General features: G+C 75.4%; 25 protein-coding genes. 16 read left to right on the top strand and 9 right to left on the bottom strand.

Annotated features, from left to right (window positions below; genetic code table 11):
* Nucleotides 1–21: 21 nt before the first annotated feature.
* Nucleotides 22–549, bottom strand: a complete 528-nt coding sequence (locus ACGFNF_RS12650; protein WP_393167661.1) for a hypothetical protein — start codon at nt 547–549, stop codon at nt 22–24.
* On the bottom strand, nt 546–1,478 hold the full coding sequence (locus ACGFNF_RS12655) for a ParA family protein (RefSeq protein WP_393167663.1): 933 nt from the start codon (nt 1,476–1,478) through the stop codon (nt 546–548). The genes ACGFNF_RS12650 and ACGFNF_RS12655 overlap by 4 nt, the downstream gene beginning before the upstream one ends.
* A 212-nt stretch (nt 1,479–1,690) precedes the next feature.
* Between ACGFNF_RS12655 and ACGFNF_RS12660 the strand changes: the two genes are divergently transcribed.
* Genes ACGFNF_RS12660 through ACGFNF_RS12680 form a run of 5 tightly spaced genes read left to right on the top strand, consistent with a single transcriptional unit; the run spans nt 1,691 to nt 5,779 of the window.
* Entirely contained in the window at nt 1,691–3,328 is a 1,638-nt protein-coding gene (locus ACGFNF_RS12660) for an AAA family ATPase (protein WP_393167665.1), read from the top strand.
* A 32-nt stretch (nt 3,329–3,360) separates the two neighbouring features.
* Entirely contained in the window at nt 3,361–3,813 is a 453-nt protein-coding gene (locus tag ACGFNF_RS12665) for a hypothetical protein (RefSeq protein ID WP_357580821.1), read from the top strand.
* The gene (locus ACGFNF_RS12670) at nt 3,813–4,025 is read left to right on the top strand and encodes a DUF2997 domain-containing protein (RefSeq protein WP_393167668.1); all 213 of its coding nucleotides are present in this window, start codon (nt 3,813–3,815) and stop codon (nt 4,023–4,025) included. The genes ACGFNF_RS12665 and ACGFNF_RS12670 overlap by 1 nt, the downstream gene beginning before the upstream one ends.
* On the top strand, nt 4,009–5,103 hold the full coding sequence (locus ACGFNF_RS12675; protein WP_393167670.1) for a helix-hairpin-helix domain-containing protein: 1,095 nt from the start codon (nt 4,009–4,011) through the stop codon (nt 5,101–5,103). Before ACGFNF_RS12670 ends, ACGFNF_RS12675 begins: the two co-directional genes overlap by 17 nt.
* The gene (locus ACGFNF_RS12680) at nt 5,096–5,779 is read left to right on the top strand and encodes a 4Fe-4S cluster-binding domain-containing protein (protein ID WP_393167672.1); all 684 of its coding nucleotides are present in this window, start codon (nt 5,096–5,098) and stop codon (nt 5,777–5,779) included. The genes ACGFNF_RS12675 and ACGFNF_RS12680 overlap by 8 nt, the downstream gene beginning before the upstream one ends.
* A gap of 49 nt (nt 5,780–5,828) precedes the next feature.
* Here the strand turns inward: ACGFNF_RS12680 and ACGFNF_RS12685 are convergent, their stop codons facing one another.
* The 4 genes from ACGFNF_RS12685 to ACGFNF_RS12700 are packed head-to-tail and all read right to left on the bottom strand — an operon-like array spanning nt 5,829 to nt 8,847.
* Nucleotides 5,829–6,371 (bottom strand): heme-binding protein, encoded by a 543-nt coding sequence (locus tag ACGFNF_RS12685; RefSeq protein WP_357580817.1) that lies wholly within the window; start codon nt 6,369–6,371, stop codon nt 5,829–5,831.
* 39 nt (nt 6,372–6,410) lie between these two features.
* Complete coding sequence (locus ACGFNF_RS12690) at nt 6,411–7,154, bottom strand: hypothetical protein (protein WP_357580816.1); 744 nt, start codon at nt 7,152–7,154, stop codon at nt 6,411–6,413.
* 2 nt (nt 7,155–7,156) lie between these two features.
* The gene (locus ACGFNF_RS12695) at nt 7,157–7,954 is read right to left on the bottom strand and encodes an ABC transporter permease (protein WP_393167674.1); all 798 of its coding nucleotides are present in this window, start codon (nt 7,952–7,954) and stop codon (nt 7,157–7,159) included.
* Nucleotides 7,951–8,847, bottom strand: coding sequence for an ATP-binding cassette domain-containing protein (locus ACGFNF_RS12700; protein ID WP_311412422.1), 897 nt, complete (start codon nt 8,845–8,847; stop codon nt 7,951–7,953). Before ACGFNF_RS12700 ends, ACGFNF_RS12695 begins: the two co-directional genes overlap by 4 nt.
* A gap of 133 nt (nt 8,848–8,980) precedes the next feature.
* Between ACGFNF_RS12700 and ACGFNF_RS12705 the strand changes: the two genes are divergently transcribed.
* The 3 genes from ACGFNF_RS12705 (at nt 8,981) to ACGFNF_RS12715 (ending at nt 11,466) form a co-directional block, all read left to right on the top strand.
* Nucleotides 8,981–10,234: a histidine kinase gene (locus ACGFNF_RS12705; protein WP_357580814.1), complete on the top strand. Its 1,254-nt coding sequence runs from the start codon at nt 8,981–8,983 to the stop codon at nt 10,232–10,234.
* The gene (locus ACGFNF_RS12710; RefSeq protein ID WP_357580824.1) at nt 10,213–10,923 is read left to right on the top strand and encodes a response regulator transcription factor; all 711 of its coding nucleotides are present in this window, start codon (nt 10,213–10,215) and stop codon (nt 10,921–10,923) included. Before ACGFNF_RS12705 ends, ACGFNF_RS12710 begins: the two co-directional genes overlap by 22 nt.
* 99 nt (nt 10,924–11,022) lie before the next feature.
* Nucleotides 11,023–11,466: a hypothetical protein gene (locus ACGFNF_RS12715; RefSeq protein WP_393167677.1), complete on the top strand. Its 444-nt coding sequence runs from the start codon at nt 11,023–11,025 to the stop codon at nt 11,464–11,466.
* Between the two features lie 71 nt (nt 11,467–11,537).
* Here ACGFNF_RS12715 and ACGFNF_RS12720 read toward each other — a convergent pair whose 3' ends face one another.
* Nucleotides 11,538–12,326 carry a D-Ala-D-Ala carboxypeptidase family metallohydrolase gene (locus tag ACGFNF_RS12720; RefSeq protein ID WP_357579702.1) on the bottom strand — a complete coding sequence of 263 codons (789 nt, stop codon included), beginning with the start codon at nt 12,324–12,326 and terminating at the stop codon, nt 11,538–11,540.
* 304 nt (nt 12,327–12,630) lie between these two features.
* Here ACGFNF_RS12720 and ACGFNF_RS12725 point away from each other — a divergent pair, with 304 nt between their 5' ends.
* Together ACGFNF_RS12725 and ACGFNF_RS12730 are read left to right on the top strand one after the other, a co-directional pair.
* Nucleotides 12,631–13,272, top strand: a complete 642-nt coding sequence (locus ACGFNF_RS12725) for a DUF6642 family protein (RefSeq protein WP_311412426.1) — start codon at nt 12,631–12,633, stop codon at nt 13,270–13,272.
* Nucleotides 13,273–13,376: 104 nt separating this feature from the next.
* The gene (locus ACGFNF_RS12730) at nt 13,377–13,841 is read left to right on the top strand and encodes a PPOX class F420-dependent oxidoreductase (RefSeq protein ID WP_393167679.1); all 465 of its coding nucleotides are present in this window, start codon (nt 13,377–13,379) and stop codon (nt 13,839–13,841) included.
* Nucleotides 13,842–13,878: 37 nt separating this feature from the next.
* Here ACGFNF_RS12730 and ACGFNF_RS12735 read toward each other — a convergent pair whose 3' ends face one another.
* Nucleotides 13,879–14,520 carry an NAD(P)-dependent oxidoreductase gene (locus ACGFNF_RS12735; protein WP_393167681.1) on the bottom strand — a complete coding sequence of 214 codons (642 nt, stop codon included), beginning with the start codon at nt 14,518–14,520 and terminating at the stop codon, nt 13,879–13,881.
* A 180-nt stretch (nt 14,521–14,700) separates the two neighbouring features.
* Here ACGFNF_RS12735 and ACGFNF_RS12740 point away from each other — a divergent pair, with 180 nt between their 5' ends.
* A complete protein-coding gene (locus ACGFNF_RS12740; RefSeq protein WP_393167683.1) occupies nt 14,701–15,579 on the top strand; it encodes a hypothetical protein in 879 nt (292 codons plus the stop codon).
* A 66-nt stretch (nt 15,580–15,645) separates the two neighbouring features.
* Here ACGFNF_RS12740 and ACGFNF_RS12745 read toward each other — a convergent pair whose 3' ends face one another.
* Entirely contained in the window at nt 15,646–16,878 is a 1,233-nt protein-coding gene (locus ACGFNF_RS12745) for a serine hydrolase domain-containing protein (protein WP_393167685.1), read from the bottom strand.
* A 79-nt stretch (nt 16,879–16,957) separates the two neighbouring features.
* On the opposite strand from ACGFNF_RS12745, the gene ACGFNF_RS12750 reads away from it, so the two are divergent.
* From ACGFNF_RS12750 to ACGFNF_RS12770, 5 genes are all read left to right on the top strand, one after another.
* Nucleotides 16,958–17,551 (top strand): pentapeptide repeat-containing protein, encoded by a 594-nt coding sequence (locus ACGFNF_RS12750; protein ID WP_357579706.1) that lies wholly within the window; start codon nt 16,958–16,960, stop codon nt 17,549–17,551.
* Between the two features lie 201 nt (nt 17,552–17,752).
* Nucleotides 17,753–18,703, top strand: coding sequence for a hypothetical protein (locus ACGFNF_RS12755; protein WP_357579707.1), 951 nt, complete (start codon nt 17,753–17,755; stop codon nt 18,701–18,703).
* A gap of 97 nt (nt 18,704–18,800) precedes the next feature.
* Nucleotides 18,801–19,232 carry a nitroreductase family deazaflavin-dependent oxidoreductase gene (locus ACGFNF_RS12760; RefSeq protein ID WP_132233802.1) on the top strand — a complete coding sequence of 144 codons (432 nt, stop codon included), beginning with the start codon at nt 18,801–18,803 and terminating at the stop codon, nt 19,230–19,232.
* A 119-nt stretch (nt 19,233–19,351) separates the two neighbouring features.
* The gene (locus tag ACGFNF_RS12765; protein ID WP_357579708.1) at nt 19,352–19,696 is read left to right on the top strand and encodes a DUF1330 domain-containing protein; all 345 of its coding nucleotides are present in this window, start codon (nt 19,352–19,354) and stop codon (nt 19,694–19,696) included.
* 161 nt (nt 19,697–19,857) lie between these two features.
* On the top strand, nt 19,858–20,184 hold the full coding sequence (locus ACGFNF_RS12770; protein ID WP_393167688.1) for a hypothetical protein: 327 nt from the start codon (nt 19,858–19,860) through the stop codon (nt 20,182–20,184).
* Nucleotides 20,185–20,200 lie beyond the last annotated feature (16 nt).

A 20,200-nucleotide genomic window follows, 5' to 3' on the forward strand; every position in this document is an offset into this window, starting at 1 on the left:
GGCGGAAGGCGGGGTCCGGCGTCAGAGCCGGCGGATGGCGGCGGAGGCGAGGCGGAAGCCGATGGTGCGGTCGACGATGCGGGCGACCAGGTCCGCCTTCCGCAGCCCGGCGACGCCGCGCAACTCGAGGCTCGCGGCGAGCACCCGCAGGTCGCGGGCGGTCCAGCCGGAGAGGTACGCCGTACCGTCGTCGCGGCGGGACATGGACGCCAGCGCGGCCCGGGCCGCCACCGGGTCCGGCGCGGACGCCGCCCGCCGGGCTGACGGGCGCGCGGGGGCGCCGCCCCGGTCGGCGGATTCGGCGGCCGGATGCCCGGCGGGGGTGGTCCCGTCGGCGGATTCGGCGGCGGCGTGCCCGGCGGGACTGGGCCGGTCGGCGCGTGCGGTGGCCGGATGCCCGGCGGGGGTGGTTGCGGCGGGTGGGGCCGGGTCGACCGGCACCACCGCGAGCCGGGCCCGCCCCTCCGCCAGGGCGGCGAGGTCGGCGGCGGGCAGCCCCCGCAGCAGCGCGGTCACCAGGTCGGCGACGTCGCGGGTCGGGTCGGTCACGCCCCGGCCCGCTCGGGCTGGAGGTGGTCGAGGAACTCGGTGGCGAGCCGGCGCAGCTCGTCGCGGACCGCCGGGGTGGCGATCCGGTCGCGGAGCACCACTGGCACGCCGCGCGGGGTGTTCGTGGCGAACACGGTGACGTTCTCCCGGAGCGGGGTGGGGAAGACCGGCAGGCCGAGCGCCCGGACCTGGTCCATGTAGCCCTGGTGGGCGGCGATCGGCCGCTGCGCCATGAGCTGGATCATCGTGAACACCACGCCGGCCACGTCGGGGGCGACCTTGTGGTGCCGGCGGGTGGTGGCGAACCGGCGGGCGTCGGCGTTGTACTGGTCGACCAGTTCCCGGACGTTGCCGTACAGGTAGTCGATGCCCAGCGTGGACAGGTAGTCGGCCTTGGCCGGGATGAGCAGGTGGTCGCTGGCGATGATGGCCGACTGGGTGACCACGTTGAAGTTCGGCGGGCAGTCGATCAGCACCATGTCGTAGCCGCCGAGCGCGTCGTCGTGCAGCCCCTCGGCCAGGGAGCCGCGCACCCGGAACAGCTCGGCGTCGTACTCGTCGCCGTCGGCCACCGCCCGGGCCAGCGCCAAGTCGATGTCGACGAGCTGGAGGTGGGACGCGATCAGGTCGAGTCGGCCGGCGCCGCTGAGCCGTGCGTTGGCCGGGCCGGGGGAGACGACCAGCTCGCCCAGGGTCGTCGCGGGGGTGTCCCCGCGCAGGCCGTCGTACCAGCGCTTCACCGTCCGTCCGTCGCGCAGCCGGTCCCGCCAGTCGTCGGGGTCGTAGAAGCCGAAGGTGAGGCTGGCCTGCGGATCGAGGTCGATGAGCAGCACCTTCATCCCGCGGTTGGCCAGCTCGGCACCGAGGTTGGCGGTCACGGTGGTCTTGCCGACCCCGCCCTTGTAATTGATCACCGATACGACGTACACCGGCACCTCCCCAGACCGGGAACGGTAGCGGGCCGGCGGATCGGCGCGACACCCGCTCCGGCGGTCCGCCTTCACACGTGACCACACCGGCACCGTCCGCCTCGACGACCAGTGGGCGCCACCTCATGATCGACGCCGGAGTGGGCGGCGGGCGGGCTGTTAGAGTCTGCGCTGCTCGTCGGTGGGGTGGGAGGGGGGGCGACACGGTGGTGGTGCCGTTCCGTGACGCACTGTCGCAGATGCTCAAGGCGCGCTTCCCGGTCCTCTACGTCGAGTCGTCCGAGGAACAGCGGGTGGTCGCGGAGGTCTGCGCCGTCGCCCGGGACGCCACCCTCGTCCGTACGCCCCGGGCGGTGTGGACCTGGTCGCTGACGACGGGGCTCGTGCAGCCCGACGGCGTCGCCCGCAAGGGCACCACCGACCCGGACGACGCGCTGGCCGCGGTGCTGCGCCTCGACCACCCCAGCGTGCTGATCTTCAAGGACCTGCACCCGGCGCACGGCAGCAGCGACCGGCCGGGCACCCCCGGCGTGGTCCGCCGGCTGCGGGACGTGGTGGCGGCCTTCAAGGCCGGCCCGGTGCCGCGCACCCTCGTCCTGGTCTCGCCGGTGCTGCACATCCCGGTGGAGCTGGAGAAGGACGTGACGATCGTCGACTTCCCGCTGCCCACCGAGACGGAGATCCGGCGGGTGCTCGACGGCATGATCGCCGCCAACTCCGCCGGCGGTCGGATCCGGATCGCGCTGGACGACCTCGGCCGGGAACGGCTCGCCAAGGCGGCCCTCGGGCTCACCCTGCACGAGGCGGAGAACGCGTTCGCCCGCGCCATGGTCAACGACGGCGTGCTCGACGGCCGGGACCTCGCGGTCGTGCACGAGGAGAAGCGGCAGACCGTACGCAAGTCGGGGCTGCTGGAGTTCGTCGACGCCCCGGTCGACCTCGCCGACGTCGGCGGGCTGGAGAACCTGAAACGGTGGCTGGCCAAGCGGGACGGTTCCTGGCTGGCCGAGGCGGCGGCGTACGGGCTGCCCGCGCCCCGGGGCGTCCTGATCACCGGCGTGCCCGGCTGCGGCAAGTCGCTGACCGCGAAAGCGGTCGCCTCGGCCTGGGGCCTGCCGCTGCTGCAGCTGGACGTCGGCCGGGTCTTCGCCGGGCTCGTCGGGTCGAGTGAGCAGAACATGCGCACCGCCATCCGGACCGCCGAGGCGACCGCCCCCTGCGTGCTGTGGGTCGACGAGATCGAGAAGGGCTTCGTCGGCGGGGCCAACGACTCCGGCACCTCCGCCCGGGTCTTCGGCTCCTTCCTGACCTGGATGCAGGAGAAGTCCCGGCCCGTCTTCGTCATCGCGACCGCCAACGACTTCGAACGGCTGCCCCCGGAACTGCTCCGCAAGGGGCGCTTCGACGAGATCTTCTTCGTCGACCTGCCGACCCGCGCGGAGCGCGCGTCGATCTGGCGGGTCCACCTCGCCCGGCGGCTGCGCAACCCGGCCGTCGCCGGCGCCCTGACGCCCGACGACGCCCTGCTCGGCGAGCTGGCCGGGCTCAGCGAGGGCTACTCGGGGGCCGAGATCGAGCAGGCCGTCGTCGGCGGGCTCTTCGACGCCTTCGCCGAACGGCGTCCGCTGCGCCGCGACGACCTGGTCCGGGCCCTGGTCAGCATGGTGCCGCTCAGCGTCACCCAGGCGGAACGCATCGACGCCGTACGCTCCTGGGCCGACGCCCGCGCCGTCGCCGCCACCGCCGCCGAGGACTGGGACCTCGGCGGTCGTCCCGTCGGCCCGGGCGGCTCCCGCCCCGGCGGTCCGGGACAGCAACGGGGGCAGGGCGGGCGAGCGGTCGAGTTCTAGTCTGTGGGTCGAAACCGAGGGAGGGGGCCCCGATGAGCGTCTCACTGATACTCCTGCCGCTGGCCGTCGCCGCCGTCGCCGCGACGCACGCCGCGACCGCCGGACGGGACGGACAGGGGCGCGTCGTCTGCCAGGTGCAGACCCGGATGCGGGACGAGACGCTGCTCGTCGCCGCGCTGCGCGACACCGGCGCGGTGGTCACCACCGAACCGGACGCGATCATCGCGGACTGGGCCGACGTACGGGCCGGCTTCCGGCGCGGCGAGGACGGCATCTGGTCGGCGCACTTCACGGGCGAGGTCGACGAGCCGCGGGCCGTCGAGGCGGTCCGGGCCATCGACGCCGCGTACGGGCGGCAGGTCCAGGGGGCCGTGCTGGAGCGGCTGCGCGAGCAGGCCCCCGCCGCCGGGCTGCGGCTGGAGTCCGAACAGGTCACCGAGGACGCGAGCGTCCGCCTGGTGTTCGCCGTCGAGGGCAGGTCGTGATGGGCGAACAGCCGCGGATCGTGGTCACCGTGACCAGCGAGGGCGTCGTGAGCGCCGAGACCAGGGACGTGCTCGGCGACGGGTGCCTCGACTACATCGCCGTGCTGGAGGACCTGCTGGCGGCCCGGACGGTACGCAGCGCGTACACCGCCGACCGCGACCGCGCCGCCGTGCCCGAGCGGCAGGAGCAGCGCGATGTCGAACGCGCCTAGCCCCGGCTGGCCGCCCCCGGCCGTCCCCCGGCCGAGCGCGACGTGGCAGGTGTTGCAGAGCTGGTGGCTGTTGCTGCCCGTCCTCGGGTGCAGCTGCCTCGGCGGCTTCGGATTCATCTACGTGGGCCTGCGGGCCCAGCGCGCGGAGTGGTGGCTCCCCGGCATCTTCTACACCGTGGTGGGCTCGGCGGCGTTCCTCGTCGTCGGCGAGTCGGACCAGGAGAGCGCCCTCAGCGACTGGGCCGTCGGCGTGCTCCTGGCCGTGTGGGTCGCCAGCATCCTGCATGCGGCGCTGATCAATCCGGCGTGGCTGCGCTGGCTCACGGACCGCCGCGCCAGGTTCGCGGCGACGGCGTGGCCCGGCGGCGCGTACCCGCTGGCTCCGCTGCCCGGGGCGGCTCCCGCCGGCCCGATCCCCCATCCCTACCCGGGCATGTCCCCGACGTACCAGCCCGGCTCGACGGCGGCCTACCCGTCCCCGGCCTACCCGCCGGGGTACCCGCCCGCGTCGCCCGCGTATCCGCCGGGTTCGCCGGTGTACCCGCCGCCGGGGTCGTCGGCCTACCCGCCCGAGTCGTCCTACCCACCGGCATCGTCGTCCTATCCACCCGCGTCGTCGGCCTATCCGCCGGGGTCGCCGGCGTACCCGCCCACCTCTACGACGGGACATCCGCCCACGTCGACGGGGTATCCGCCGCTGGCGGCCGACCCGACGTTGGCCCCGGCGGTCGACCCCTTTCCCACCGGGCCGATCACGTCGCTTGCGTGGCAGCCGGACGCGCCGGCCCCGGGGCAGCCGGACGCGCCGGCCTCCGGGCCGCCGGCCGGACCGCCGGTCGACGTCAACGCGGCCGGGCCGGGCGACCTCGCGGCGCTGCCCGGCTTCGACCCGCAGCGCGCCCGGCAGGTGCTGGCCGAGCGGGAGCGGCGCGGGTCCTTCGGCAGCCTGGCCGAGTTCGCCGCCGCCGCCAACCTGGCCCCCCACGAGTACGCGCGCCTGCGCGACGCCGTGGAGTGCGTCCCGCCCGCCGGGCCGGCGCCCGACCGGCCGCCGCCCGGCCGGGTCCTCGATGTCTGACGACGGTCCGGGGCCGCGCCCGCCGGTGGGGGCGGAGACGGTGGCGGTGGCGCGGTTCCTGGCCGCCACCCGCGCCGAGGGCCCGGGCGAGCGGACCGCCGTCTGGGTGCAGGGCTGCGCCATCCGCTGCCCCGGCTGCTTCAACCCGCACCTGTGGAGCTTCCGGGGCGGCGAACGGGTCGCCCCCGCCGACCTGGTGCGCCGGGCGCTCGACGCCGGCACCGAGGGGCTGACCCTGCTGGGCGGCGAGCCCTTCGACCAGGCCGCCCCGCTGGCGGCCGTCGCCGCCGGGGTACGCGCCGCCGGGCGTTCGGTGATGACCTTCACCGGCTACACCCGGGCGCAGCTGCACCGGGCGGTCGACGCCGGCCGGGACGACGTCGCGGCGCTGCTGGCGGCGACCGACCTCCTCGTCGCCGGGCCGTTCCTGGCCGATCGGATCGACACCCGGCGGCCGTGGGTGGGTTCCACCAACCAGGAGTTCGTGCTGCTCGGCGACCGCTTCCCGGGGCTGCTCGACGAGGTGTCGCACAGCCCGGACCGGGTCGAGGTGACCGTGGACGCCGCCGGCCGGATCGCGGTGAACGGCTGGGCCGAGGTCGACGCCCTCGACGAACTGCTGGCGTCGGTGACCAGAGCCCGGTCCCGGCCCGCGGGCGTACCCCGACGGGGATAGCCGCGCCGGTCCGGCCGGGAGCGCCCCGTGCCGGGACGCGGCACCCGACTCACTCGGCGATCGGCAGCACGACCTCGTTGTGGCGCAGGAACCACGGCTTCCACGGCGGATCGAAGCGCGCGTACCGGACCGCGCCGGTGGGGCGCAGCCCGGCCGCGGTGACCGCCCGGCCCAGCGCGGTCGCCCGCCGGTCGAACGCCCGGGCCGTCCAGCGACCCGGGAAGCGCGTCGCGGCGGCGAGCTGTTCCGGGACCATCCGGGTGCGCACCCGGCGGTCCGCCGGCTCGGGCAGCGTGTCGGGGGTGAGGCCCGCCGGCATCACGAGCCACACCAGCCAGTGGCCAGGCCGGTCCCCCTCCTCCTGCACGAACGGGGCCGTCATCGCGATCGTCTGCGGGCCCGTCTCCCGGGCGGTCGCCCGCCGCGCGCGGTTGGCACCGCGCAGGTACGCGCCCAGCGGCCGGAAGGCGTCCCGGGCGGCCTGCTCGAACGCGCCCTCCGCCCGCACCTCGGCGACCAGGTGGGCCGGGTAGCGGCGCAGCTCGAAGCCGGGGTGCCGGGCCACCACCCGGTACGGCTGCTGCTCGGTCATCGCGCGCTCCCCGTGCCCCGGGCCCCGTCGGGAGCAACGCTACCGGCCCTCGACCTCCGGCTCAGCCGAAGTCGCGTCCTCCGACCGGGGGCGCGGGGCGGCGCGGGTCAGCCGCCAGTACTGCCGCCGGCCGTCGTCGCGGAGCACCACCCCGGTGCGGCCCAGTTCGCCGCGCAGCTCCCGGGCCTCGCCGCCCCGGTCGGCGTCGAGGGCCCGCTGCCGGGCCCGCAGCAGCGCGTCCGCGCCGGTCGGCAGCCCCGGCAGGCCCGGCACCCACCGCCGGTACGCGTCCCGGTGCGGGTCACCGTCGGTCCACGGCCAGCCGTGCGCGCGGAAGGCGTCGCGCAGCCGGTCGACGGCCAGGTCCGACCGCTCCCGGACCAGTTCCTCGTCGTCCGCGCCGAGCAGCACCAGGTCCTTGCCGTCGACGAAGACGGCGCGTACCGGTCGCCGCCCGACCTGCCGGTCCGTGCGGTCACGGCGCAGCCGGACCCGTTCGGCGTCGACGGTGACGGCGAGCCGTTCGGCGGTGCCGACGGCGGCGACCAGCAGGCCGCCCAGCGCGCCGACGGCCAGCCCGCCGATGCCGGCCTGCGGGTCCGGCAGCCGGGCGACCAGCTCGAACAGGTCCTGCGCGGGGGCCCAGGACAGCCCGGCGACCCACTCCGCGCCGGCGACGAGCAGCCACCCGGCGCCCGCGCCGAGTGCCGGGAACCCGCCCCAGAGGATCGCCAGTTCCGCCGCGCCGCCGTCGACGACGGTGGGCGCACCGTAGCCGTCCACCGTCAGGACACCTCGCGCCGCAGCGTGCGGACCAGCCCCGCGACCAGCGGCACGGCCAGCCAGACCAGCAGCGACACGGCGAACCGTCCCCACTGCCCGGCGGTCACGTCGGGCGTGAGCAGCGGCTCCATGGTCCGGCCCGTGTCCAGCCAGCCCGCCGGGCCGCGCAGCGGTCGGATCATCTCGCCGAGGATCGACCAGACGGTCGGCAGCAGCAGGTAGCCGACGATCGCCAGCGGGGTGTTGAGCAGCAGCAGGCCGAAGCCGGCCCCCATCAGCACGTTTGCCACCTGGAGCGCCACGGCGTGCAGCAGCAGGGCCCACTCCATGCGCCAGGTGCCGGCGCCGCCGGTGGCCCCGGCGACGAGCGTGCCGGCGGCGGCCACGCCGAGGCTCACCACCACCGACGCCAGGGCCGCCAGCACCATCGCGACCAGCTTCGCGACGTTCACCCGGCCCCGCCGCGGCACCAGGGCGAACGTGGTGAGCGCCGTGCGCTGCGACCACTCCCCGGTGATCGACAGGATGCCCAGCACGGGCAGCAGCAGGCCGATCGGCAGCATCGAGGGGAGGAAGAAGTTGGGGAAGGTCTGCGCGGCGTCGTCCGACCAGATCAACTGGACCACCACGAGGGCGGCGGCGAGCAGCCCGATGGTGATCAGCAGCCAGAGCCCGGCCCGGGTGTCGACGAGCTTGCGCAGCTCCACGCCGGTGAGCCGGAGCAGCGACGGCCGGCGTACGCCGGAATGGCGCTCGGGCGCGGTGGTGGCGGGCGGGCTGGCGGTGGTGGCGGTGGTCATCGGACGGCCTCCTGGGTCGACGCGCCGGCGGTCAGGGTGAGGAAGAGCTGTTCCAGGCCGCCGCTGCCGGCGGACCGCAGTTCGGTGAGGGCGACGCCGGCGTCGGCGGCGGCCTGCCCGACCGCCTCGGCGTCGGCGTGGACCAGCAGCCCCTCGGTGCCCTCGGTGGCCGCCAGCCCGGCCCGCTCCAACGCGCCGCGCAGCGCCCCGCCGTCGCGGGCCCGCACCAGCGTCCCGCCGCCGGCAAGCAACTCGGCCTTGTCGCCCTGGGCCACGATCCGGCCGCCCCCGATGACCACCAGCCGGTCCGCGACCGCCTCCACCTCGCGCAGCAGGTGGGAGGAGAGCAGCACGGTGCCGCCCCGGTCGGCGAAGTCGCGCAGCAGGCCGCGCATCCAGAAGATCCCCTCCGGGTCCAGGCCGTTGGCCGGCTCGTCGAGGATCAGCACCCGGGGGTCGCCCAGCAGCGCGTGCGCGAGGCCGAGCCGCTGCCGCATCCCCAACGAGTACGCCCGGAGGCGGCGCTTCGCCGCGACCTCGTTCAGCCCGACCAGGTCGAGCTTGGTGGCGACCTGCCGGCGGTCCACGCCCATGGTCGCCGCGGCCACGGTCAGCGCCTCCCGCCCGGTGCGCCCGGCGTGCTGGGCCGAGGCGTCCAGCAGCACGCCCACCTCCCGCCCGGGGTTGGGCAGTTCCCGGTACGGCCGGCCGCCGACCGTCGCGCCACCGCCGCTGGGCGGGGTGAGCCCGCAGATCATCCGCATGGTGGTGGACTTGCCGGCGCCGTTCGGTCCCAGGAAGCCGGTGACGGTGCCCGGCTCGCAACGGAACGACACGTCGTCGACGGCGGTGTGCCGCCCGTACCGTTTGGTGAGGTGTTCCACGCTGATCATGCCGGCCACGCTGCCGGAGCCACCCGGCCGCGCGCTGCGGCCGACGGTCTCGTCCGGCGGCTACCTTGGTCGACGCCAGGGTCTCGACTTTGGTAGCTGGTCGGTCCGCCGGGCGGCTGCCTAGCATGGTCGCGTGACCAGTGCCGCCGTACCGGAGCACCCCTGGCTGCTGCCGGGGGCGCTGAGCGTCGATCCGGCGGCGCGGGTGGGGCGGGGGCCGCGTCGCACCACCCGCGACTGGGTGGTGGACGGCCTCTGCTTCCTGCTCTCCCTCGGCTGGGTCCTGCTCGCCACGGCCGACGCGGCCTCGTCCGACCCGGAGTTCGCCACGCCGCTGCCGCAGCGCTGGATGGTCCCGGCCGACGCCCTGCTCGGGCTCGCCTGCTGCGCGCTGATCTGGCTGCGGCGCCGGTGGCCGGTGGGGCTCGCCGTCGCGACCGTGCCGCTGACCCTGTTCTCGATGGCGGCGGCGATCCCGCTGCTGATCATCTACTTCACCGTGGTGGTGCACCGGCGCACGGCCGTCGCGCTGGGATTGACCGCCGCCGGCCTGGTCACCAACTTCGCCTTCAGCTACCTGCGCCCGGACCCGCAGATGCCGTACTGGGCGACCACCGCCTGGGGGGTGGTGCTCAGCCTCTCCGTGCTGGCGTGGGGGATGTTCGTCCGGGCCCGGCGGCAGCTCGTCGTGTCGCTGCGCGAGCGCGCCGAGCGGGCCGAGGCGGAGCAGCAGTTGCGGGTGGCGCAGGCCCGGCACCTGGAGCGCACCCGGATCGCCCGCGAGATGCACGACGTGCTCGCACACCGGATCTCGCTGCTCAGCCTGCACGCCGGCGCGCTGGAGTTCCGGCCGGACGCGCCGCCGGAGGAGGTGGCGCGGGCGGCCGGGGTGATCCGGGGCAGCGCCCACGCCGCGTTGCAGGATCTGCGCGAGGTGATCGGGGTGCTCCGGGCGGAGACCACCGCCGAGGGGGATCCCGAGCGCCCACAGCCCACCCTGGGCGATCTGCCGGCGCTCGTCGAGGAGTCCCGGTCGGCCGGGGCGCGGATCGGCGTACGCGAGGTGGTCACCTCGGCGGAACGGGTGCCCGCGGCGGTGGGGCGCAGCGTCTACCGGATCGTGCAGGAGGGGCTCACCAACGCCCGCAAGCACGCCGCCGGCGCGACGGTCACCGTCGACGTGGCCGGCGCCCCCGGCGACGGGCTGACCGTGGAGATCCGCAACCGGTGGCCGGTCGGCGGCATCGCCGGCCCGGAGATCCCCGGCGCCGGCACCGGCCTGGTCGGCATCGCGGAGCGGGTCAGCCTGGCCGGCGGCCGGCTGGAGTACGGGCGGGACGACGCGGGCGACTTCCGGCTGGCCGCCTGGCTGCCGTGGCCGGCGTGAGCGGGCCGGGCCCCGACCCCGGCCGGCCGGTACGGGTGCTGCTCGTCGACGACGACGCGCTGGTGCGGGCCGGCCTGTCGATGATCCTCGGCGGGGTGCCGGACCTGCTCGTGGTCGGGGAGGCCGCCGACGGCAGCGAGGTGCCCGCCGCCGTGGCCACCTGCGCGCCGGACGTGGTGCTGATGGACATCCGGATGCCCCGGCTCGACGGTCTCGCGGCCACCGAGGCGCTGCGCGCGTCGCCCGACCCGCCCGAGGTGCTGGTGCTGACCACCTTCGACGCAGACGAGCAGGTGCTCCGGGCGTTGCGGGCCGGGGCCGGCGGCTTCCTGCTCAAGGACACCCCGCCGGCCGAGATCGTGCGGGCGGTGCGCCGGGTGGCGGCGGGCGAGGCGACGCTCTCCCCGGCGGTGACCCGCCGGCTGATCGACCACGTGACCGCGCCGGGCGCGGCGGGCGACCCCGACCCGCGTCGGGAGCGGGCGCTGCGGCAGCTCGCCGGGCTCAGCGACCGGGAGCGCGAGGTCGCGGTCGCGCTCGGGCAGGGCCGGACGAACGCCGAGATCGCCGCCGAGCTGTTCATGAGCGTCGCGACCGTCAAGGCGTACGTGTCGCGGCTGCTGGTGAAGCTGGGCCTGAACAACCGGGTCCAGGTGGCTCTGCTGGTGCACGACGCCGGCCTCGTCTGAGGCGCGATTGAACCTTCCGGGGGCGGGGGCCGTACCAGTCGCCGAGGATGCGGTGCGGCGGGTCAGCCGCACCGCTGCCGGAGCCGCGGGAGGCCTGCCGTGCGGGTTGGTGAGCAGTCGACGGATCCCATCGACCAGATCCTGGGCGAGGTGCCGGTGCCGGCGCCCCTGACCCCCGAGGACGTCCGGCTCGCGGTCCGGGCGGTGGTGGTGCACGCCGCCGAGGAGTGGCCGGCCGGGCCGCTGTGCCGCAACGACGGCGCGACGTACCCCTGCCGGCTGCACCGCTGGGGCCGGCGGGTGCTGACGCGGCACGGGCTCAACGAGCGGCAGATCGACGCCCTGGTGCGGCACGGCAACCCCTTCGTGCACGTGCCGTTCCCGTTCACGGTGACCGGCCCCGCGCCGGCCAGCCGCGCACCACGTGCCACCGGCGGGCACCCGGGCGGCCCGCGCGCGGTCGCGCCCGGCGTACGTCCCGCCGGCCCCGCCCGGCCGGTGGCTCCCCCCGCCACCACGCCGCGCTGGCCCCGGGCGAGCTGAGCGGGTACACGACGCCGGCCCGGTGCGCGGGGTGGCACCCGCGCCCGGGCCGGCGTCGTCGTTGGGCCGGCTCAGTCGCGGCCGGCGCCGATGCCGCAGTCCGGCGCGGACCAGCTGGTGGTGTTCGGGGTGTCGTCGCTGTTGTTCTCCCGCCGCGAGTCCACGTGCACGTGGTCGTCGTGGTCCGGGTAACCGGGACCGTAGATCCCGCTGAAGCCCCGGTTGCGGGCGTCGCGGGCGATCTGGCACAGCGAGCTGGTGCGCGACACCACGTCGGCGGCGTTGCCGTAGAGGTGCTGGCTGTCGGACGCCCCGCCGACCTGGTCGTTGCAGGTGCGGCTGCGGAAACCGCTGCTGACGAGGAGGGGCTTGTCGCCGAGGCTGCGCCGCAGCGCCTCCAGCTTCCACATCGTGCGCAGCGCGTTCTGCCGGGTCTGCGCGGCGGAGAGCGGACCACCGCTCCAGCCCCCGCGACCGCAGCCGTCGTCCATCTCGCTGTAGCTGAAGTGCCGTGGCGTGCAGTCGTCGTCCTGGAGGTCGTAGAGCTTGCCGTACGTCTGCGGTCCGGCGATGCCGTCGGCGCGCAGCCCGTACGCGGCCTGGAACCGCTTGACCGCGGCGGCGGTCTTCGGTCCGTAGCGGCCGTCGTTCTCCACGATGTCCCGGTTGCCGGCCCACCCGGCGACCCGGATCTGCAACTGGCGGACGTCGTCGCCGGAGCGCCCCTGGTAGAGGTTGCGCTTCCACGTGTAGCAGCCGTCGGCGTGGGCCGCTGGCGCGGCGGCCACCGTGGCGACAGCGGCTGCCGGCAACGCCAGGGCGAATGCGACAGCGGCCCGTTTCAGGGTGTTAACGCGCACAGAAGTCCTCCCGATAGGAGTGGGAATGGGGTGGCATCCGGGACATCGGCCTGCCCGTCCCGCATTTCCACAGTGGCAGGCCGACGGGTGGTTCGCGGCGATTAACAAGAATTGTCCTCACGATTCGCCGTTGCTGAGCGTTGCCTGGGCATTACGCGAATTGCGAATCGCCCATTGATCGGCAACAGGCCACAGGAAAGCGCGAACGGCGCGCAAAGCCGCAGGTCGGCACGCGCCGGGTGATGTTCTCCCGCCGGCCCGACCCGGTAACGTCAGCGCCGGCGGGACCGGGGGAGGGGGCGGCATGGCACGCGGTGGCGTCTTCTGCATCGAGGGCCAGTGGCACCGCGACCTCAACGAGCGCGGCTCCGTCCTGCCCACCCTCGAACTGCTCGAACGGCTCGGAAAGATCCGTTTCATCCACAAGGACGCGGCCACCCGCGACGAACTCTTCTACTTCGTCGACCGCTGGCTGCTCAAGCAGTACGCCGACCACCGGGTCGGCTTCTTCGCCATGCACGGCGAGCCGAGCCGGCTCTGCCTCACCGACTGGGAATCGGTGGCGCTCGCCGACGTCGCCGAGCTGATGGCGGGCCGCTGCGAGGGCCGGCGGCTCTATTTCGGCAGCTGTTCGGTGCTGCGCGCCTCCGACGCGGTGCTGCGGGACTTCCTCGACGCCACCGGAGCGGCCCTGATCTGCGGGTACACCCGGGAGGTGGACTGGGTCGAGTCGGCCGCCTTCGAGACCGTCCTGCTCGACGTGCTGGCCAACGGGCAGCGCCACAACGCCGCCGAGCTGCGGATGGGCTCCGCGCACTGGGCGCCCCTCGCCTCGTACCTCGGCTTCCGGGTGATCTACGCCAACGGCCGCGCCTGGCGGCCCTCGGTCCGCCCCCGGGTGCCGGCCCAGCCCGCCGCCGGCCGCGCCGCCCCGCGACCCCGCTGAGGCCGCCGCGCCGCGATCCGGCCGCCGCGCGATCCGCGGTGTGCGTCGGGCCCGTTCCCTCCGGTGCGGTCGCCGGGCGACGGAAGCCCTGGTAGGAACGAACGATGGCACGCAGCATCGCGACGAACACCCGGGTCGACCGGGCCGGGCTGACCGAGTTCCTCCGGCCGCGGCACCGGGTGGTGCTCATGACCACCCGCGCCGACGGTCGGCCGCAGTCGTCCCCGGTGTCCGCCGGGGTGGACGACGAGGGCCGGTTGGTGATCTCCACCTATCCCGAGCGGGCCAAGGTCGCCAACATCCGCCGCGACCCACGGGTGTCGGCGTGCGTGCTCTCCGACGACTGGAACGGCCCGTGGGTGCAGCTCGACGGCACCGCCGAGGTGCTGGACCTGCCGGCGGCGCTGGAGCCGCTCGTGGGGTACTTCCGCTGCATCTCGGGCGAGCACCCGGACTGGGACGAGTATCGGGCGGCGATGGTCCGGCAGGGCAAGTCGCTGATCCGGGTCACCATCGACGCCTGGGGCCCGATCGCCACCGGCGGCTTCCCCGCCCGCCTCGCCGACTGACCCGCGCCCACGGCACCGCCGGCCGCCCCCGCGCCGCTCAGTACGCGGCGGTGAACCGGGCGTTCTCGTGGCGCGGCTGTTCGATCTCGTCCACGATCGCCACCGCCAGGTCCTCGTAGCTGAGCACCGAGCGGCCCTCGTGGTCGGTCACCGGCTGGTCGCCGCCGGTGCGGTAGTGCCCGGTGCGCTCACCCGGGTGGAACTCCAGCGGCGGCGGCGAGACGTACGTCCAGGTCACCCCGTCGGCCGAGGAGCGGTAGAAGTCGAGGGCCTCGGCCTGCCCCCGCGCCGATTCGCGGTACTCCTCGGGGAAGTCCGGCTCGTCGAGGAAGCGGGTGCCCTTCGGGGTGAGCAGGGTCGACCCGCCGCCCACGTGGATGATCCGGGGCGCGGCCGGCATGCCACGCAGCGCGCCGACCAGGTTCCGCGCCGCGTTGAGCCAGAGGTCGTGTTCGCCGCCGCCGATCGCCACCACCATGGCGTCCGTGTCGGGTGCCAGTTCCCGTACGCTCCGCTCGCTGGTGGCGTCCCCGGTGACCACCGTGACCGCCGGCGGCAGGTACGAGGTGGCCTCCGGCCGGCGTACCGCCGCGGTGACCCGGTGCCCCCGGCCGACCGCCTCGGCGGCGATCCGCGACCCCGCGGTGCCACCCGCGCCGAACACGACGATGTTGCTCATACCGCCTCCCGCCAGGCCCGTCCGGCCCGCCGGACGTGGCTCGTCTCCAGGCTATTGACCGGCGACATCGCGCGCTGGCGGACCGGAGATCCCACGCGGCGCAACCGCCCCTTGCGTCGTCGCACGCTTCGGGGTGCACTGGTGTCGGACCGTGACCGCTGAAGGGCGGGGGTGGGCGCGATGACGGAGGAACGTGACGCGTCCGCCGGGACGCCCGGGCCCCCGGAGGCGTCGACGGAACCGGCGCAGGAGCCGAGGGCGCGCCGCTCCGATCGGGTGCGGGCACTGGTGCGCCGGCTCTCGCCCGCCGGGCCGCCCGCCGGCCGCTGGTTCGCCGGGGTCCTCGCGGCCGTCGTCACGGCGATGCTGACCGCCTGGCTCCTCGCCTGGGGACTCCTTCCCGGCACGCCCCCGCCGCCCCCGCCCGACCCCGACGCGCTGCCGTTCACGGTCGCGGTCCGCGTCGGCCACGAGGCGTCGGACGGCTGGGTGGTCGCGCCGCCGCTGGCGGAGGTCCCCGCCCGACCGGCCTGGGCGGGCGACTGGTCGCGGTGGGCCCGGGAGGCCGCCGGGACGCCCGCCTCCCGGCAGTACGTCTACTTCACGGTCCAGGGGGTCGACGAGGCGCAGGTGACCCTCACCGACCTGCGGGTGCGGGTGATGACGCGGCGCCCCGCCCTGCGGGGCGTGTTCACCGCTCCGGGCGGAGGCGGCCCGACCGCCTACCGCTGGGTGGAGGCGAACCTGGACGAGGACCCTCCGGTGCTCACCGCCGGCCTGTTCGACGAGGGCGGGGCGAGCCTCCCCGAACACGAGCGCAAAGAGATCCGCTTCCCGTACCGGGTGTCCCTGACCGATGCCGAGACCTTCCTCGTCATCGGCCACACGGTCGACTGCGACTGCGACTGGACGGTCGAGGTGGACTGGGCGTCGCGGGGACGCACCGGCACCGTCACGGTCGACGACGCGGGGCGTCCCTTCCGGGTCACCGGCACGGCCGGGGTGCAGACGGAGTGCTGGACGTACCCCGACGGGATGGAGGAGTGCCGGCGGCGGTGACCCGGCGACCGGGGGCGGACCGGCACCGCGCCGCCGTCCCCCTCGCCGGCCGGGCCTGGAGCCGGCTCAGTCGACCAGGGCGGAGTAGACGAGCTGCCGCAGCTGCGGCCGGATCGGGTAGGTGCTCGACGGCATGAGCTGGGTGAAGAACAGGGCCGTGACCTCCTCGGCCGGGTCGACCCAGAAGGCCGTGCTCGCCACGCCGCCCCAGTAGTACTCGCCGGGGCTGCTCGGCACCCGGCTCGGTACGGGGTCGTCGACCACGGCGAAGCCGAGCCCGAAGCCGATCCCGTCGAGGGTGGTCTCGGCGAAGCCACCGGCGGAGAGGGTCTCCAGGTCCTGCCCGCCGGGCAGGTGGTTGCGGGTCATGAAGCGCACCGTGCGCGGTCCCAGCAGGCGTGCCCCGTCCAGCTCGCCGCCGCGCAGCAGCATCTGGGTGAACCGGTGGTAGTCGGCGGCGCTGGAGATCAGGCCGCCGCCGCCGGAGAGCAGCAGCGGCTTCTCGTACGCCAGGGCGCCCAGCTTGTCGTAGCGGAACGCGCGGCCGGTGCGCGGGTCGGGCGCGTAGAGGGCGGCGAGCCGGTCGGCGGTGTCGCCCTCGGCCCACCAGTGCGTGTCGGTCATGCCCAGCGGGCGGAAGATCCGGTCGGCGAAGAAGGCGTCCAGGCTCTGCCCGGAGACCACCTCCACGAGCCGGCCGAGCACGTCGGTGGCGACCGAGTAGCCCCACGCGGTGCCGGGCTGGAACAGCAGCGGCAGCTCGCCGAACGCCTGGCAGGCCGTCGCCAGGTCGACGTCCGCCGGCGGGTACAGGTCGTAGCCGGCGGCCCGGTAGATGCCGTCGACCACCGAGGTCTGCATGAAGCCGTACGTCAGGCCGGCGGTGTGGGTGAGCAGGTGCCACACCCGGATCGGCTCGACCGCCGGCACCGTGAAGGGCTTGAGCGCCGAGCCCTTGGAGTAGACCCGCAGGTCCGCGAACTCGGGCAGCCACCGGCTGATCTCGTCGGTCAGCTCGAAGCGGCCCTCCTCCCACAGGATCATCGCGGCGACGGAGGTGACGGGCTTGGTCATCGAGTAGATGCGCCAGAGCGTGTCCGCCTCGACGGGCCTGCCCGCCTCCGCGTCGCGCAGCCCGTACGTCGACGAGTGGGCGATCTCGCCGCGCCGCGTGACCAGCACCTGCCAGCCGGCGAGGCGACCGTCGTCGACGTACCTGCCGAAGTGCTCGTCGATGCGCGCCAACCGCGCCGGGTCGAAGCCGATCTGGTCCGGGTCGATGCTGCGTGCCACACTCACGTCGCCGAAACTACTAGCCGGTACGCCCCGCCGGAAGGGGCTGCCCGCCGTTGTCCCACCCCCTCGATAGCCTGGCCCGATGCCCGAGCTGACCGAGGACGAGACCTTCCGCAACGAGGACTGGTACGCCGAGGAGCTGGTGGACCGGCACTTCGTCCGCTGCACGTTCTTCGACGTCGACCTGTCCGAGGCGGTGAGCCGGGGCGCGGTCTTCGACAGCTGCACCTTCGGCAACACGCGCTTCAACTCCTCCCGGCACACCGACTCGGCCTTCACCCGTTGCACCTTCCAGCGGTGCAACCTGTTCGAGGCGGAGTTCACCGGCTGCAAGCTCGTGGGCAGCACCTTCGCCCAGTGCGACCTGCGGCCGCTGACGGTCGCCGGCGGCGACTGGTCGTTCGTCGCGCTGCCCGGCGCCGACCTGCGCGGGGTCCGCCTCACCGACGTGCGGATGCGCGAGGCGGACCTGACCGGGGCCAACCTGACCGGGGCGACGGTGACCGGCGTCGACCTCTCCGCCGCGCAGCTGCACCGCTGCCGGCTGACCGGGGCCGACCTGCGCGGCAGCGACCTCACCGCGCTCGACCCGACGGCGGTGGAGCGGGCCGGCGCGATCGTCGACGCCACGCAGGCCATGGTGATCGCGCAGGCGCTGGGCTTCGAGATCCGCTGAGGCAGCCGACCCGGGCGTCCGGATCGCCTGCCGGGCCGGCGGCACCGCCCCGAGACCACCGTCCTGATCGATGTCCGCTACCGTCCGGTGACGAACTGGACACGCCCGTCCGTCCGGCGCGACGGACGAGGCGGTGCGGGCGCGGGCCGCCCAGAACGGACGGCCGCGTCCGGCCGGGGCCGGTGGGGGAGTGGAGGGCCGGTGGCGGAGGAAGACCTCACCCGACAGCACATCCGGCCGTCGCGGTACGGCGACCCGGCAGCCCCGCCCGGGACCCGGCATCCGCCCCTTCCGCAGGCCGGGCACACCCGCACCGGCCTGCGGCGGCTGGCCCGGGCACGGCAGCGCCGCCGGTGGGCCGTCGAGGGGATCGCCGTGGTCGCCTGCCTGGTCGCCCTCGTGTCGTACCTGACCGCCGGCGACCCCGAGCCGGGCGGGGAGACCGCCGGCGACGTACCGGCGGACGCCGGCCGGCCGAGCGGCTTCCCCGGGGTGGAGGGACGCGACCTGGACGCCGGTCTGGTCTCGCCCGGGCTGCGGCCCCGGCAGCGTCCGCCGAGCCCGTCCCCGACGCCACCGAAGCCGTCGACGTCGGCGCCGCCGGTGCGGGCGGTGCTCGCCGCCAGCATGGCCGAGGCGCCGGGCGAGGTCGACCTGACCACTGTGGGCCGCCGCGACTGGGTCCACTGGGGCCTGCGCGGCGCGGAGTCGACGGTCCGCAAGCGCGGCGGCTCCGGCGAGATCCGCGACGAGGGCGGCACCGGCCGGCGGGGCGGCTGGGACGACAACCAGGAGAGCTTCAGCTGGCGCGACGGCAGCCCGGTGACGTCGGCGAGCGGCTCGCCGCACGGGGTCTACCGGTGCGGCGCCGGCAGCGGCTTCACGCTCGCGGTGGCCGCCGACGGCCAGGCGCGCACCGTCCGGCTGTACGGCGGGGTGTGGATGGCCCGGGGCCGGCTGGATGCCCGACTCTCCGTCGGCGGTCCGAGCCGGACCCTGCGGATCGAGGACCGGCACACCAGCCGGTCCACCGAGTTCACCATCCGGTTCCAGGCGCCGAAGGGCAGTCGGCTGGTGCTGACCTGGACGGTGGAGCAGGCGTTCAGCGACGACTGCGGCAACGTCGGCGTCCAGGCGGTCGCGCTGCGCTGACGCGGTGCCCGGGCGGCTCCGTTCGCCCGGCGACCGGCCGCCGCCCGGAGTAGCGTGATCGCGACGACCGGGTGCGCGAGGGCGAACGGGAGGGCCGATGGGCGAGCAGGTGCTGGACAGCCCGCAGGGCTGGGTGGCCGACCACATCCGGCGGTACGTCGAGACCGGCGGCGCCGAGGGGCACGAGTGGCAGCCCGGGGTCTTCACGCTGCTGCTGACCACCCGGGGCCGGCGCAGCGGGAAGCTGCGGCGCACCGCGCTGATCTACGGGCGCGACGGCGACGCCTACCTGGTCGTCGCCTCGCAGGGCGGCGACCCGAAGCACCCGGCCTGGTACCTCAACCTGCTCGACGAGCCGCTGGTCGAGGTGCAGGTGGGCGCCGAGCGGTTCACCGCGCGGGCGCGTACCGCGACGGCGGGGGAGAAGCCGCGCATGTGGTCCACGATGGCCGCCATCTGGCCGGCGTACGACGAGTATCAGGAGAAGACCGACCGGGAGATCCCCGTCGTCGTGCTCGACCGCGTCTGAGCGGGGCGGGCCGCCACCGTCGTTACCCCACGGGTAATCGACGCCGGGCACGCGCCGGCGGGAGACTCGGCGTACCGCCCCGGTCGTCCGGCCGGGCGGACCGGTTCCCGGGAGGCACCATGCCCGCGTTCGCGCTCGCCCACCTCTACGACACCCCGGCCCACGAGGACATCCTCACCTACATCGAGCGGATCCAGGCCACGCTGGACCCGTTCGGCGGCCGGTTCCGGGTGCACGGCGCCGAGGTGGAGGTCAGGGAGGGCGACTGGCCGGGCACCGTGGTCATCATCGAGTTCCCCGACCTGGACCGGGCCCGGGCCTGGTACGACTCGCCGGCGTACCAGGAGATCCTGCCGCTGCGCACCCGGCACATCCCGGGCGCGACGCTGATCGTCGACGGCGTCGCCCCCGACTACGACCCCCGCCGGACGGCCGCCCGGCTGCGGGCGCGGGCGGCCGGCTGACCGGCGGCTCCGCCCCGGTGGCGGTCCCGCCCGGACCGCCGTCCGGTGCCGGCGGGCGGGCCCGTGTCCACCCTGCGGGACAGTTTGTCCGTCGCGCCGCGTCGCGCCTGTCGTAACTTTCTGCTGTCCATCTCCGACCATCCCTTGTGGAGGCCACACCGATGAGCAGCGTCACCGCCCGCACCGTCCGTCCGACCGCCCCCCGGGCCGCCGGGGAGCCGTCCGGGGAGGTGCTCCGGGACATCCCGCTGCCGCCGTACGTGACCGTCGAGGACGCCCAGTTCGCCGTGCGGGCGGTCGTGGTGCACGCGCCCCGGACCTGGTCCGGCGGGACGGTCTGCCGCAACGACGCCAGCCCGCACCCGTGCCGGCTGCACCGCTGGGGCGCCCGGGTGCTGGCGCAGCGCGGCCTGCGTCCCGCCGAGATCGCCGCACTGATCGAGCGCGGCGACCCGGCCGCCGAGCTGCCGCACCGCCCCGGCGCCTGAGTGCCGGCGGGGCCCC

Origin of the sequence: Micromonospora sp. NPDC048868, assembly GCF_043198195.1 — a bacterium.
Taxonomy (GTDB): domain Bacteria; phylum Actinomycetota; class Actinomycetes; order Mycobacteriales; family Micromonosporaceae; genus Micromonospora; species Micromonospora reichwaldensis.

Bases quoted from the DNA above. Each gene is read 5' to 3' on its own strand.
- ACGFNF_RS12675 (WP_393167670.1), top strand. From the start codon at position 4,009: ATGTCGAACGCGCCTAGCCCCGGCTGGCCGCCCCCGGCCGTCCCCCGG.
- ACGFNF_RS12730 (WP_393167679.1), top strand. From the start codon at position 13,377: ATGGCACGCAGCATCGCGACGAACACCCGGGTCGACCGGGCCGGGCTG.
- ACGFNF_RS12725 (WP_311412426.1), top strand. From the start codon at position 12,631: ATGGCACGCGGTGGCGTCTTCTGCATCGAGGGCCAGTGGCACCGCGAC.
- ACGFNF_RS12760 (WP_132233802.1), top strand. From the start codon at position 18,801: ATGGGCGAGCAGGTGCTGGACAGCCCGCAGGGCTGGGTGGCCGACCAC.
- ACGFNF_RS12665 (WP_357580821.1), top strand. From the start codon at position 3,361: ATGAGCGTCTCACTGATACTCCTGCCGCTGGCCGTCGCCGCCGTCGCC.
- ACGFNF_RS12700 (WP_311412422.1), bottom strand. From the start codon at position 8,847: ATGATCAGCGTGGAACACCTCACCAAACGGTACGGGCGGCACACCGCC.
- ACGFNF_RS12735 (WP_393167681.1), bottom strand. From the start codon at position 14,520: ATGAGCAACATCGTCGTGTTCGGCGCGGGTGGCACCGCGGGGTCGCGG.
- ACGFNF_RS12765 (WP_357579708.1), top strand. From the start codon at position 19,352: ATGCCCGCGTTCGCGCTCGCCCACCTCTACGACACCCCGGCCCACGAG.
- ACGFNF_RS12685 (WP_357580817.1), bottom strand. From the start codon at position 6,371: ATGACCGAGCAGCAGCCGTACCGGGTGGTGGCCCGGCACCCCGGCTTC.
- ACGFNF_RS12740 (WP_393167683.1), top strand. From the start codon at position 14,701: ATGACGGAGGAACGTGACGCGTCCGCCGGGACGCCCGGGCCCCCGGAG.
- ACGFNF_RS12750 (WP_357579706.1), top strand. From the start codon at position 16,958: ATGCCCGAGCTGACCGAGGACGAGACCTTCCGCAACGAGGACTGGTAC.
- ACGFNF_RS12680 (WP_393167672.1), top strand. From the start codon at position 5,096: ATGTCTGACGACGGTCCGGGGCCGCGCCCGCCGGTGGGGGCGGAGACG.
- ACGFNF_RS12770 (WP_393167688.1), top strand. From the start codon at position 19,858: ATGAGCAGCGTCACCGCCCGCACCGTCCGTCCGACCGCCCCCCGGGCC.
- ACGFNF_RS12695 (WP_393167674.1), bottom strand. From the start codon at position 7,954: ATGACCACCGCCACCACCGCCAGCCCGCCCGCCACCACCGCGCCCGAG.
- ACGFNF_RS12670 (WP_393167668.1), top strand. From the start codon at position 3,813: ATGGGCGAACAGCCGCGGATCGTGGTCACCGTGACCAGCGAGGGCGTC.